This is a genomic window from Bacillus sp. FJAT-22090 (genome assembly GCF_007676755.1).
Taxonomy (GTDB): Bacteria; Bacillota; Bacilli; order Bacillales_A; family Planococcaceae; genus Psychrobacillus.
Genome location: NZ_VEBK01000005.1, coordinates 153,510 through 166,235 on the forward strand (window position 1 = coordinate 153,510; position 12,726 = coordinate 166,235).

Below are 12,726 nucleotides of genomic sequence, written 5' to 3' on the forward strand. Positions count from 1 at the left end.
AGTGAAGGTAGAGGTGCGAATTGATATAAGTACTTAGCGGGAGGATGAAAAGATCCGATAATCGCTTGTGGAAAGGATCATTTGCCGAAATGAGAAATAGCTTTTCCTATTCCTCGTTGGTCCTGCATTTAATAGATGTAGGATTGTCAGAATTCAATATTCTGGAGGGCTATCTAACATGGACGATTTTTGACCGTGTATGAGACAAAGCTTTTCACAATATGTGAAAAGCTTTTTTTATTACCCTTACAGACAAAGAAAAGGGAGTAGATGTGTTCATGAGTAAAATTGTTATGAAGTTCGGTGGAACATCCGTGTCAACTACTGAGAAAATCGCGAGTGTCGCAAAAAGGATTAGAAAAGAGAAAGAAAAAGGGCATGATATTGTTGTAGTTGTTTCAGCAATGGGAAAAACGACTGATGATTTAGTTAGTTTAGCAAAGGAAATTACTGAAAACCCTACAAAACGTGAGATGGACATGCTTTTATCCACTGGTGAACAAGTGACGATGTCATTACTTGCTATTCAGTTAAATGATTTAGGACTGGAAGCAGTATCTCTTACGGGTTGGCAAGCTGGCCTTGTTACTAACGAAGTACATAGAAATGCTAGAGTAGAGACACTGGATGGGACAAAAATTAACGACTTGTTATATGAAAATAAAGTCGTTATAGTTGCAGGCTTTCAGGGAGTTTCAAGAAATGAAGAAATTACTACGCTAGGAAGAGGGGGATCAGATACAACTGCAGTAGCAATAGCTGTAACTATAGGAGCAGAAGTATGTGATATTTACACTGATGTAGAAGGAGTATTTACATCGGACCCTCGATTTGTTCCTAATGCCCGAAAGTTAGAGCAGTTGGAATACGATGAAATGCTGGAGCTCGCTAATTTAGGAGCGGGAGTACTACATCCTAGAGCAGTAGAATTTGCTAAAAACTATAAAATTCCATTACGAGTACGATCTAGTTATGAGGAAAACGAAGGAACGATTTTGAAGGAGGAAGTAGATATGGAAAATAATTTAGTAGTTCGTGGGGTAGCGTTTGAATCGGATATTGTGCGATTAACTATTGAATATGATGTTCCATTTAATGGTTCCTTATCGTCTATTTTTACTACTTTAGCGAACAACCATATAAATGTGGACATTATTGTTCAGTCGATTGTAGATGGAGTAAGACCAGCAGTTTCATTTTCTATTAAAAAGGAATCCTTAGCAGAGGCCATTACTGTGTTAGAGACGAATAAAGAAGTGCTTGGCTTTACATTTGCTGATTTTGAAGTAGGTTTAGCAAAAGTGTCCATTGTTGGTTCAGGAATGGTGTCCAATCCGGGAGTTGCGGCCCAGATGTTTGATCGTCTTCGCAAAGAAAATATTCCCGTGAAAATGGTCAGTACTTCTGAAATTAAAGTGTCAGTCGTTGTGCCACAAAACGATATGATTCAAGCCGCTAATGCACTACATGATGAATTCGACTTGGCAATCAAGCAATAACTATAAAAACGGATTTAAGGGCCGTGACATTGTTACGTCCCTTATTTTTGTTGCGCAAAATAGGGAGAATGCGTCTTAACTTATTTGCCTTTCATCTGAAGATAACGAGTCCATATAAGCGCATAAAAATGCGATCCGAGCAAAGAGTACCATTATGCGAGCATAACGAGTCAGCATCCGATCATAAAAGTTCCGTTCATTCAAGATGTTGTGCATCTGGTCTATAAAGTTGTGAGTAATGACAGATATGTTGCGCAATATTGATTGGAACATCTTATCCATGTTGATTTAGTGGATACTATAGAGAAAGTACATGGCAATCAGTGTCCGCTAGCCTTTGCGTGGAGAATTGGTTGCGCTAGTTGCCAATTTGGTTGCTTTCAAGCTCAATTTGGTTGCGTTTCCTGTTGGATTGGTTGCTTTTTCGAGCTATTTGGTCTCGCTAAGCCACTTTCTAACTTTTAATGGATAATAACTACAGATAAACGCGCATATTTTGATGGATTGGAGCTGCAAACGGCAACTCCAGTGGGATCAAGTTAGTAAGATGAGACTTCACAGGCGGCCGCGTAAGCGGACGGTGAAGGCTCATCACTCACCCCACGGAAAGCGGCCGTCCTGCAGGGGAAATCCTAGTGGACACTTCCTTAAGACGCACTATCCCTAGGGTTTGAACTCAATAAAAAAGCATTGTACAGCAATAATAGCTGTACAATGCTTATTTTGTTGACTTTACATCCCATTTAATATGGAATGAAACAGTCCCGTTTTTTTTCACTTGTTCGTCATAACACTCGGTTAAATAGCCAGCAATTTTTTGTTGCTGTTCTGCTAAAAAACCAGCTTCCAATCGATGGCTTCTTGTGATTCCACTTTGCGGTAAATTATACGTATGTAAAGTATAAAAGGCAGAGTCTTTTGTTGTTTTGTCTAGTTCAAGTGTTCCCCAACCTGCTTCTTGAAAGAAAGTTATAGCTTCTTCCATCGAATAAAGGGGAAATTTGCGGGCAAGATCTTTTCCTGCCCAATATAAAATATCTTTTTCATGTTTTCCGAGAATAGAAGCAAGCACGTGGTCTCTTATTAATTCGTATCCAAAGGAAGTTACATGTGAATGTTCCTTTTCATTCAAGTAGCAACCCTTCTTTCAAAAGAAAATAACAAATGTCAGGTTCTATTTTAGCATAAATAGTTTCCTGTTGGTAATGGTAATAGTTTGCGAAAAAACAAACAAATCATTATTTAAAATTGTTTCTTTATCGGTTTTTGAAAAATCGAAAGGATGCCTTGACGCTCTAATTTGTTGAGAGTACAATGGATATGTCATAAATTCGTAACATGATGATGTGAACGAGACACGAATACTTTTATTCTATTACAATAGTTTTCATGTCTGTCAAATGTAAATCTGAGGGGGGTAACTGTTTTGTCGAAAGATCGCGAGTTTTACTGGCGCCGATTACATTCTTTATTAGGGATTATTCCAGTTGGTTTGTTTTTGACGCAACATTTAGTAGTAAACCATTTTGCTACAAAAGGAGAGGATGCTTTTAATAAAGCATCTGGTTTTATGGGGAATCTTCCATTTGTTATAATATTGGAGATTTTTGTTATTTATTTACCTTTAATGTTCCATGCTTTTTACGGTATTTATATTGCATTCACTGCAAAAAATAATCCAAAAAGATTCGGAACATTACGTAACTATTTATTCATTTTACAACGCTTTACTGGAATTTTTCTTGTTGTGTTTATCGCTTGGCATGTATTTGAAACAAGATTTCAAGCAGCGATCGGTGCAAAAGAAGTTAATTTTAACATGATGGCTGATATTTTATCAAATCCTTGGATGTTAGGATTCTATATTGTTGGTGTGATTTCTGCAACATTCCATTTAGCTAACGGTATTTGGTCATTCTTAGTAAGCTGGGGAATTACTCAGTCTGCAGCATCACAACGAATCGTTACTTATGTAACTTTAGTAATCTTCTTAGCGTTATCTGTAGTTGGTGTACAAGCTCTTCTAGCATTCGTATAAGACCCTTCTACACGTTCAACTACTATTAAAATGAGGAGTGAGATTGGCATGGCAAAAAGTAAACTTATTGTTGTCGGCGGTGGATTAGCTGGATTAATGGCAACAATGAAAGCGGCCGAAGATGGTACGCATGTAGATCTATTTTCAATAGTTCCTGTAAAACGCTCCCACTCTGTTTGCGCACAAGGTGGTATTAACGGGGCTGTAAATACAAAAGGTGAGGGAGATTCACCAGCAGTTCATTTAGATGATACTATATATGGTGGAGATTTCTTAGCAAACCAAAAACCAGTTAAAGCAATGACAGATGCTGCACCTGGAATTATTAGTTTATTTGACCGAATGGGTGTTATGTTCAACCGTACGCCTGAAGGTTTACTAGATTTCCGTCGTTTTGGTGGTACTATGATGCACCGTACAGCATTTGCAGGTGCAACAACTGGTCAACAATTATTATATGCATTAGATGAGCAAGTTCGTCGTTTTGAAGTAGATGGGTTAGTAACAAAATTCGAAGGATGGGAATTCCTTGGAATAATTAAAGATAATGAAGGCGTATGTCGTGGTATTAAAGCACAAAACCTTCAAACTATGGAGATTCGCGCGTTCCGCGGAGATGCAGTTATTATGGCTACTGGTGGTCCTGGAATCATTTTCGGAAAAACTACTAACTCAATCATTAACACTGGTTCTGCTGCTTCAATCGTATATCAACAAGGGGCTCTTTATGCAAATGGAGAATTTATCCAAATTCACCCAACAGCTATCCCTGGGGATGACAAACTACGATTAATGTCAGAATCTGCACGTGGTGAAGGTGGACGTATTTGGACATACAAAGACGGTAAGCCATGGTACTTCCTTGAAGAAAAATATCCTACATACGGTAACTTAGTTCCACGTGATATTGCAACACGTGAAATTTTTGACGTATGTGTAAACCAAAAACTTGGTATTAACGGAGAAAACATGGTTTATCTAGATCTTTCACACAAAGATCCACATGAGCTAGACGTTAAACTTGGTGGGATCATTGAGATTTATGAAAAGTTCACTGGTGATGACCCTCGTAAAGTACCAATGAAAATTTTCCCTGCAGTCCATTATTCAATGGGGGGATTATGGGTAGATGATAACCAAATGACGAATATCCCTGGATTATTCGCTGCTGGTGAATGTGATTTCTCACAGCATGGAGCTAACCGTTTAGGTGCCAACTCTTTACTTTCTGCTGTTTTCGGTGGAAGTGTTGCGGGACCTAATGCAGTTAAATACATGAGTCACCTTAAAACTCATGCGATTGATATGGATGATTCTATTTTTGAAGCTGAACTGAAATTAGAGCAAGAGAAATGGGACCAAGTTATGTCTATGAAAGGTACGGAAAATGCGTACTTACTTCATAAAGAACTAGGTGAGTGGATGACGGATAATGTAACCGTTGTTCGTTATAATGACAAACTGGAAGCTACTGATAAAAAAATTCAAGAGCTTTTAGAGCGTTATGAAAACATTAATATGGATGATACACAACAATGGTCTAACCAAGGTGCATCATTTACACGTCAGTTAAAAAATATGTTATATTTAGCACGCGTTATAACATTAGGAGCACTTAATCGTAATGAAAGCCGTGGAGCTCATTACAAACCAGAATTCCCAGATCGTAATGATGAAGAGTTCTTGAAAACAACTATGGCAAAATTTGATCCAGCTACTGGGGCTCCAGTTTTACATTATGAAGAAGTAGATATTTCTCTTATTCCACCTCGTAAACGCGATTATTCTGCGAAAGGGGACAATTAATAATGGTTACTGCAACCGAAACAAAAAAAGTACAAATTGAGATACAACGTCAAGATACACCTGAATCAACTCCATATTGGGAAAAATTCGAAGTAAATTACCGCCCCAATATGAATGTTATTTCTGCTTTGATGGAAATACGCCAGAACCCAGTAAATGCGGATGGAAAAGCTACTACACCTGTCACATGGGATATGAACTGTCTAGAGGAAGTTTGTGGAGCTTGTTCGATGGTTATTAATGATAAGCCGCGTCAATCTTGTTCTGCACTAATAGATCAATTGACTCAGCCTATTCGTTTAGCGCCAATGAGAACATTTCCGGTAGTTCGTGACCTTCAAGTAGATAGAACACGTATGTTCGATTCTTTGAAGAGAGTAAAAGCATGGGTTCCTATTGATGGATCCTATGATCTTGGTGAAGGACCTCGTATGCCAGAGCGCAAACGTCAATGGGCCTATGAATTGTCTAAATGTATGACTTGTGGTGTATGCCTAGAAGCTTGTCCAAACGTAAATAGTGGTTCTAACTTCATAGGACCAGCACCACTTTCCCAAGTACGTTTATTTAACGCACATCCAACAGGTTCTATGAACAAGGATGAACGTTTAAATACAATTATGGGAGACGGAGGCCTTGCAAATTGCGGTAATGCTCAAAACTGTGTAGTTGCATGTCCGAAAGGTATTCCTTTAACAACTTCTATCGCAGCATTAAACCGTGATACAACGGTTCAAATGTTCAAAAACTTCTTCGGAAGCGACCATATGGTTGATTAATAATAGGGTGAAAAATCTGTGTAGAATTGTTATTTCTATGCAGATTTTTTATTTCTCTGATACAATAAATGAATAGATATTCATTTATTGAGAGGATGGGTTTCATGAAAGCTAGTTACATAGAAGAAATTACAAGTTGGGAACAGGATTTTTCATTTTATTCCGAGGTGAGTGTACGTTTTTCAGAAACGGATATGTATGGACATTTAAATAATACAGTGACATTTGCGTATTTTGAGTATGCACGTATTGAATTTTTTAAACATATAGGGTTGATGAATGACTGGTTGAATCCAAAAGGAGAGAAAATTCCAGTTGTTGCAGATCTTCAATGTGATTATGTTAAACAAGTATTCTTTGACGAAACGCTCCGTATTTATGTGAAGGCAAATACAATTGGTTCCTCGTCAGTAGATATACATTACATGGGTAAAAATAAAAAAGGGGAAATTGTCTTTACTGGCAGGGGTTCCATCGTGCAAATAGACAAAAAAACAGGGAAAGGTTCAAAATGGACAGAAGAAGAAAGAGAAGTTTTTCAAAACAGTCTTAACTAGCCGTCACCTACTATCCCAATGCTACATACGTTAGTAGGAGAGTGGATAGGGGGCTAAGGCATTGTACGATAACAATCAGCATCGATCAATATTGACAAATAGGGAACGTCAAATTTTTCAGTTATTAGTAGAGGATAATTCTACGAAGGATATTTCAACTCAGTTATCTATTAGTGAAAAAACGGTAAGAAATCATATTTCTAATACTATACAAAAATTAGGAGTATCTGGCCGATCACAAGCAATTGTGGAACTATTAAGACTAGGTGAACTATCGTTGAATTAATATGAATCCTTGCCATTTTCCTCAGAACACGTCACAATAATAAATAAGAGAATTGTTTTGAGGAGTGAAGGATTATATGGCAGATGAAATAAGCGGAATGGAACATAATCAAGAAGATGTTGCTTTTTTAGAAAAAGAACTTCGACATATATCAGGTATTATTAAACAAAGAGGGCGTCAAATATTAAACTCCTATACAATAACGCCGCCGCAATTTGTAGCTCTTCAATGGCTTCTAGAACATGGAGACATGACAATCGGTGATTTATCCAATAAAATGTATTTAGCTTTTAGTACAACGACAGACTTAATTGATCGAATGGAAAAAAGTAAACTTGTTCAACGCATTAGAGATGAACAAGATCGTCGAGTAGTACGTATACATTTATTAGAAGAAGGCGAACGTATTATTGAAGAGGTTATCGATAAAAGGCAACAATATTTACAAGACATTCTCGGTCAATTCGACGAAGCACAAGTAGCAAATCTATCTATATTATTAGAAAAATTACATCAAGAGATGAAAAAGAACTGAGGAATTAACGTGAAAGCCCCAATCGGTGTTATAGACTCTGGAGTAGGTGGGTTAACGGTTGCAAAAGAAATTATGCGACATTTGCCTAATGAAGAAATAATTTATATTGGAGACACAGCAAGATGTCCATACGGTCCAAGGTCAAGTGAGGAAGTGCGTAAATTTACTTGGCAGCTGGCCATGGCATTGGCTAAAATGAATATTAAAATGCTTGTAATTGCGTGCAATACAGCAACTGCGGTAGCACTCAATTCATTAAATAAAAAAATGCCTTTTCCCGTAATCGGGGTTATTTTTCCAGGGGCAAGAGCAGCTATAAAAGCAACGAAAAAAAATGAAATCGTAGTGCTAGGTACAAGCGGTACTATCAAAAGTGGCGCATATGAAAAAGCGATTTCTGCTTTAAATACGTCAAGTAAAGTTATCCCACTTGCTTGTCCGACGTTTGTTCCACTTGTAGAAAGTAATGAATATGAAGGCGAATTTGCAAGGAAAATGGTATTTGAAACACTACTGCCTCTAAAAAATGAACAGTTTGATACGATAATTCTAGGTTGTACACATTATCCGTTGCTGCAAAAGCATATTGAAGAGGCGGTTGGGCAAAATGTAAAAGTGCTTTCTTCTGCAGAAGAAACTGCTCAGGATGTAATGGAGTATTTAAATTACCATCGTATGCATCATCCCGAACAAATGAAAAAAACACCAGTTTTTTATACGACTGGATCGGTACCGATTTTTAAAACAATAGTAGAAAAATGGTTAGAGTTACCAAATGCGGATGTACGAACAATTTCATTCAAATGACCCTGTTAGCTTCAGAAACCTTGGATAGCGGGGTCTTCTTTTGCGTGAAGGAAAAAGGAGAAATATATGATTAGAACAGATGGAAGAAAAGTAAATCAATTAAGAGATATACAAATTGAAACCAATTATTTGATACATCCGGAGGGCTCCGTGTTAATAACGGTTGGCCGAACAAAGGTGATATGTAATGCGACCATTGAAGATCGGGTACCACCGTTTTTAAGGGGACAAGGTAAAGGGTGGATCACCGCAGAGTACTCTATGTTGCCACGCGCCACAGAGTCACGTACACAAAGGGAATCATCTAAAGGGAAAGTAACAGGTCGTACGATGGAAATCCAACGCCTGATTGGACGAGCACTTCGCTCTGTTGTAGATTTGGAAGTAATCGGAGAAAAAACAATTTGGGTCGATTGTGACGTTATTCAAGCAGATGGCGGAACAAGAACAGCTAGTATTACTGGAGCTTTTGTAGCTTTAACTATTGCATTAGGGAAGCTATATGAACGAAAACAATTGCCTCATTTCCCAGTCCGTGAATATTTGGCTGCAACAAGTGTAGGAGTAATTGAAGATATGGGAGTAGTATTAGATCTAAATTATGAAGAGGATTCTACTGCTTCTGTCGATATGAATATTGTACAAACTAGTGGTGGGGAATATGTAGAACTTCAAGGTACTGGGGAAGAAGCAACTTTTTCTAAAAAACAATTATTGGAGCTTTTAGAGTTTGGAGAAGAAGGCATTAAACAATTAATGGATGTGCAACATACAGCTTTAGGGGAGTTAGCATCTTTAATTGGCAAGAAAGGACTTGATACGGAATGAAAAATATAATTATTGCAACGAAAAATAAAGGAAAAGCAAAAGATTTTGACGCACTCTTTAATCCACTAGGCTATGCCGTATTAACACTTCACGACGTAGCAGAAGAAATGGATATCGAAGAAACAGGGACTACTTTTGAAGAAAATGCTCTTCTTAAAGCAACGGCACTCGCTAACCACTTGCAAACAATCGTAATTGCGGATGATAGCGGTCTTGAAATAGACGCGCTAGAGGGCCGCCCAGGCGTCTATTCAGCTAGGTATGCTGGAGAAGAGAAAAGCGATGAAGCGAACATCGATAAAGTGTTAGAAGAACTGAGAGACGTCAAAGAATCCGAAAGAACAGCTAGATTCGTTTGCGCGATAGCGGTTGCCTCTCCGTCAAAAGAACCTTTCACGGTCAGAGGAACATGCGAAGGGATCATTGCGTCCGAAAGAAAAGGTTCAAACGGATTTGGATACGATCCAATCTTCTTCGTTCCCTCTGAAAATAAAATGATGGCAGAGTTATCTGCTGAAGAAAAAGGTGCTATTTCACACAGAGGAAATGCAATTAAGCAGCTGGCTTCCAATCTGACAGAATTGCTGGGCTAATTTGATGAAACTATTAATTATAAGTGATACGCATCGGGATACAGTGACAATGGAAAAAGTCCTGAATTATTGGACGGATATTGATACGGTGATTCATTGTGGTGACAGTGAACTAGACGCTTCTTATTTTGATAATAGACCAATTCATATCGTTCGGGGAAATTGTGACTTTGGAGAAGATTTTCCAGAGGAAGTTGTATTGGAATTGGAAAGCGAAAAAGTGTTAGTTGTCCATGGACATAAACATCATGTCAAAACAACGCTAATGCCATTAAATTACCGAGCACAAGAGGTAAAAGTCACTTTGGTATGCTTTGGTCATTCCCACATGCTTGGAGCAGAATTGCAAAATGGAATTCTTTTCGTTAATCCAGGTAGTTTAAATAAACCTCGAGGACGCAAAGAAAAAAGCTACGCAATTGTAGAGAAACTAGAGAATGCATGGGCGGTTGTTTTTTATTCTTCCGAGCATATACTAATCGATAAAATAATTTTAAAAGTTTCTTAAATAACGTTGACTTAAAGTGAACCACGATATATAATAAATCTTGTCTTTCCTATCTGTGTGGTGGGGGAGTACTTGTCTCAGTAGCTCAGCTGGATAGAGCAACGCCCTTCTAAGGCGTCGGTCGGGAGTTCGAATCTCTCCTGGGACGTACCAGGTTTTTAGACAGAATAAGTTTGAACCAATTTAAAAGCGCTTCAGATCCTGTATAATATAAAGGATCTGAAGCGCTTTTGTTTTAGGAAATACGTTAGAAAAGGATACGGCAACTGTAACAGTGAGACATATAATTTTCCATGTTATATGTCGAGTGGTTCTTGAACCTATCCGAACTGCTGAACAGGCATTTTAGGCACTCTTAGCGCATTATTCGAAAGAAAATGATTTCGTCCGCTATCAGCCATAATGACTTCTAAATAAATTCCTTATTGAGCTACTTAGTTAGCTCTTTTTTTATTTGTCTAACGAAACGGAGTAGTGGAAGAAGGATTTACATCATAAATTATAAAATTGTGAAAATGAGATACGATTATTTGGGAAAAACATTCAACAAACTTCAAAAGAGTGCTCTTGTGGAAAACGTAAGGAGTGCTAATTAGACTGTGCCGATTGATTTTGCGCTTAGGATAATGGATGTCTTCAGGCGATGAATAAAGGAAAAACTTACTTGACATTCTCAGTATTTCCTGTTAATTTTGTTAGTAACAACATGTTAATAACATTGTGTTACTAAGTGAAATTTTTGTTTTCACTCTTTGAATGAGTGGATAAAATGGGGGGATGCAAGGTGAAGAAGATGGCGGGTGGCTGGAATCTGTTCGAAATTATATGGTTGGTGCTGTTTACATCAATTGCAATAGGTTTTACGGTAATTTCAAAGGACTCTTTATTTGGATTAACGGTTTTTATAACCGGAGTGCTATGTGTGGTGCTTGCGGCGAAGGGAAACCTGATGAGCTATGTTTTCGGTATGTACAATACTATCGGTTACACTTATTTGGCCTATATTAACGGTTTGTTTGGAGAGGTAATGCTGAATATGCTATTCTTTGTTCCTATGAATGTCATTGGCTTCTTCATGTGGAAAAATAATCGCCAAGAAAACGGTAAGTTGGTCATGCGACAAATGAATTTAAGAGGATTGATCCTCGTTGGGGTGGTCAGTGTATTATGCTGTTTGCTACTCGGATTTGGACTTTCGTTCATTCCGGGACAGAACTCGCCGTACATCGATGCCACTACTACAGTGTTGTCTGTAGTGGCGACTTTCTTAATGGTAAGAAGATTCAAGGAACAATGGACGGTATATATCATGCTGAATCTCTTCACTGTGCTATTATGGACGATTCGTATGCAAGAGGGTAGCGGCGAAGGCTTGCTGATGATCGTAATGTGGAGCGCGTATCTTGTCAACGCGGTTTATGGGTACTATATTTGGAATAAAGGGGCAAAGGAGGTCGCGGTATGAAAAAGCTTGGGCTAACATTGGGGAAATTTGCTCCTTTTCATAAAGGACATCAATTTATGATCGAAACGGCGCTACAAGAGGTCGATGAATTGATCGTGGTCATTTACGAGACGACGGTAACACCGATTCCGCTTCATGTCCGAGCAAATTGGATTCGTAGGCTTTACCCGGAGGTCCGTGTAATCGAAGCTTGGGATGGTCCGGACGGATATTCGGATGATAGGGAGCATGAGATTCGGGAAGAACAGTATATACTTGGCTTGCTGAATGGAGAACAAGTAACGCATTTTTACTCGAGCGAGTTTTACGGCCGACATATGAGTCTCGCTTTGGGTGCGATAGACCGGCGGGTGGATGAAGCTCGCGAACAGGTTCCCATCTCAGCGACGATGGTTCGTTCTGATCCATATAAATATAGGGAGTTCGTAAGTGATATCGTGTACCGAGATTTGATTACGAAAGTGGTATTCGTTGGAGCGATGTCGACGGGTAAATCGACAATCACCGAAGCGCTGGCACAGCGATATTGCACGACATTCGCAAGCGAATATGGACGCGATTATTGGACCGAGCATCAGGTGGACCGCCGAATCGGTTTGGAAGCGTTCAATGAAATCGCTTTGGGTCATATCGAGCGCGAAGAACAAGCAATGCTTGCGGCGAACCGGTATCTTTTCGTCGATACTAATGCGATTACTACGTATATGTTCGCTCTGGATTACCACGGACGGGCACCTGAGCTGTTAACCCAGATGGCGCTAGAGAATGCGCAACGCTATGATCTATTCTTCCTGTGCGATGACGATATCCCTTATGACGATACGTGGGACCGTAGTGGAGATCAGAAGCGGCATGTTTTTCATAAACAGATTATTGCGGATTTGAAAGAGCGGCGGATTCCCTATATTACGTTGCGAGGGAGTCTGGAGGAACGTATTTGCAAGGTTGACGAGATTTTGGAGAAGTTCAAGCCCTATGGAAATTATTTCGGAGAGCTAAAATGGTTAAATGATAAATAAGGGAGG

14 protein-coding genes, 1 tRNA gene and 1 riboswitch are annotated in these 12,726 nt (G+C 38.8%); of the genes, 14 read left to right on the top strand and 1 reads right to left on the bottom strand.

The window, feature by feature from the left end; all coding sequences use genetic code 11:
• Window positions 1–180: riboswitch (Lysine riboswitch) on the top strand.
• A 98-nt stretch (window positions 181–278) separates the two neighbouring features.
• Window positions 279–1,499 carry an aspartate kinase gene (locus FS486_RS08955; protein ID WP_144510991.1) on the top strand — a complete coding sequence of 407 codons (1,221 nt, stop codon included), beginning with the start codon at window positions 279–281 and terminating at the stop codon, window positions 1,497–1,499.
• Window positions 1,500–2,217: 718 nt separating this feature from the next.
• Here the strand turns inward: FS486_RS08955 and FS486_RS08960 are convergent.
• A complete protein-coding gene (locus tag FS486_RS08960; protein WP_144510992.1) occupies window positions 2,218–2,631 on the bottom strand; it encodes a YslB family protein in 414 nt (137 codons plus the stop codon).
• Window positions 2,632–2,925: 294 nt separating this feature from the next.
• Here FS486_RS08960 and FS486_RS08965 point away from each other — a divergent pair, with 294 nt between their 5' ends.
• The 13 genes from FS486_RS08965 to FS486_RS09025 all read left to right on the top strand — a co-directional run bounded on the left by FS486_RS08965 (window position 2,926) and on the right by FS486_RS09025 (window position 12,720).
• Window positions 2,926–3,537, top strand: coding sequence for a succinate dehydrogenase cytochrome b558 subunit (locus FS486_RS08965; RefSeq protein ID WP_144510993.1), 612 nt, complete (start codon window positions 2,926–2,928; stop codon window positions 3,535–3,537).
• Window positions 3,538–3,585: 48 nt separating this feature from the next.
• Window positions 3,586–5,343: a succinate dehydrogenase flavoprotein subunit gene (sdhA, locus tag FS486_RS08970; RefSeq protein WP_144510994.1), complete on the top strand. Its 1,758-nt coding sequence runs from the start codon at window positions 3,586–3,588 to the stop codon at window positions 5,341–5,343.
• Between the two features lie 2 nt (window positions 5,344–5,345).
• A complete protein-coding gene (gene sdhB, locus FS486_RS08975) occupies window positions 5,346–6,122 on the top strand; it encodes a succinate dehydrogenase iron-sulfur subunit (protein WP_144510995.1) in 777 nt (258 codons plus the stop codon).
• Window positions 6,123–6,226: 104 nt separating this feature from the next.
• Window positions 6,227–6,679 (top strand): acyl-CoA thioesterase, encoded by a 453-nt coding sequence (locus tag FS486_RS08980; protein ID WP_144510996.1) that lies wholly within the window; start codon window positions 6,227–6,229, stop codon window positions 6,677–6,679.
• A gap of 61 nt (window positions 6,680–6,740) precedes the next feature.
• Window positions 6,741–6,965, top strand: a complete 225-nt coding sequence (locus tag FS486_RS08985; protein WP_144510997.1) for a helix-turn-helix domain-containing protein — start codon at window positions 6,741–6,743, stop codon at window positions 6,963–6,965.
• Window positions 6,966–7,041: 76 nt separating this feature from the next.
• Window positions 7,042–7,500: a MarR family winged helix-turn-helix transcriptional regulator gene (locus FS486_RS08990; RefSeq protein WP_144510998.1), complete on the top strand. Its 459-nt coding sequence runs from the start codon at window positions 7,042–7,044 to the stop codon at window positions 7,498–7,500.
• 9 nt (window positions 7,501–7,509) lie between these two features.
• Window positions 7,510–8,307 (top strand): glutamate racemase, encoded by a 798-nt coding sequence (racE, locus tag FS486_RS08995; protein ID WP_144510999.1) that lies wholly within the window; start codon window positions 7,510–7,512, stop codon window positions 8,305–8,307.
• A gap of 66 nt (window positions 8,308–8,373) precedes the next feature.
• On the top strand, window positions 8,374–9,135 hold the full coding sequence (gene rph, locus FS486_RS09000) for a ribonuclease PH (RefSeq protein ID WP_144511000.1): 762 nt from the start codon (window positions 8,374–8,376) through the stop codon (window positions 9,133–9,135).
• Complete coding sequence (locus FS486_RS09005; protein ID WP_144511001.1) at window positions 9,132–9,728, top strand: XTP/dITP diphosphatase; 597 nt, start codon at window positions 9,132–9,134, stop codon at window positions 9,726–9,728. The genes rph and FS486_RS09005 overlap by 4 nt, the downstream gene beginning before the upstream one ends.
• 4 nt (window positions 9,729–9,732) lie before the next feature.
• Window positions 9,733–10,236, top strand: a complete 504-nt coding sequence (locus tag FS486_RS09010; protein WP_144511002.1) for a metallophosphoesterase family protein — start codon at window positions 9,733–9,735, stop codon at window positions 10,234–10,236.
• Between the two features lie 74 nt (window positions 10,237–10,310).
• Window positions 10,311–10,384 (top strand) — tRNA-Arg (locus tag FS486_RS09015).
• A 645-nt stretch (window positions 10,385–11,029) separates the two neighbouring features.
• Window positions 11,030–11,701: a nicotinamide riboside transporter PnuC gene (pnuC, locus tag FS486_RS09020; protein WP_260858067.1), complete on the top strand. Its 672-nt coding sequence runs from the start codon at window positions 11,030–11,032 to the stop codon at window positions 11,699–11,701.
• Window positions 11,698–12,720, top strand: a complete 1,023-nt coding sequence (locus FS486_RS09025; RefSeq protein ID WP_144511004.1) for an AAA family ATPase — start codon at window positions 11,698–11,700, stop codon at window positions 12,718–12,720. The genes pnuC and FS486_RS09025 overlap by 4 nt, the downstream gene beginning before the upstream one ends.
• Window positions 12,721–12,726: the final 6 nt, after the last annotated feature.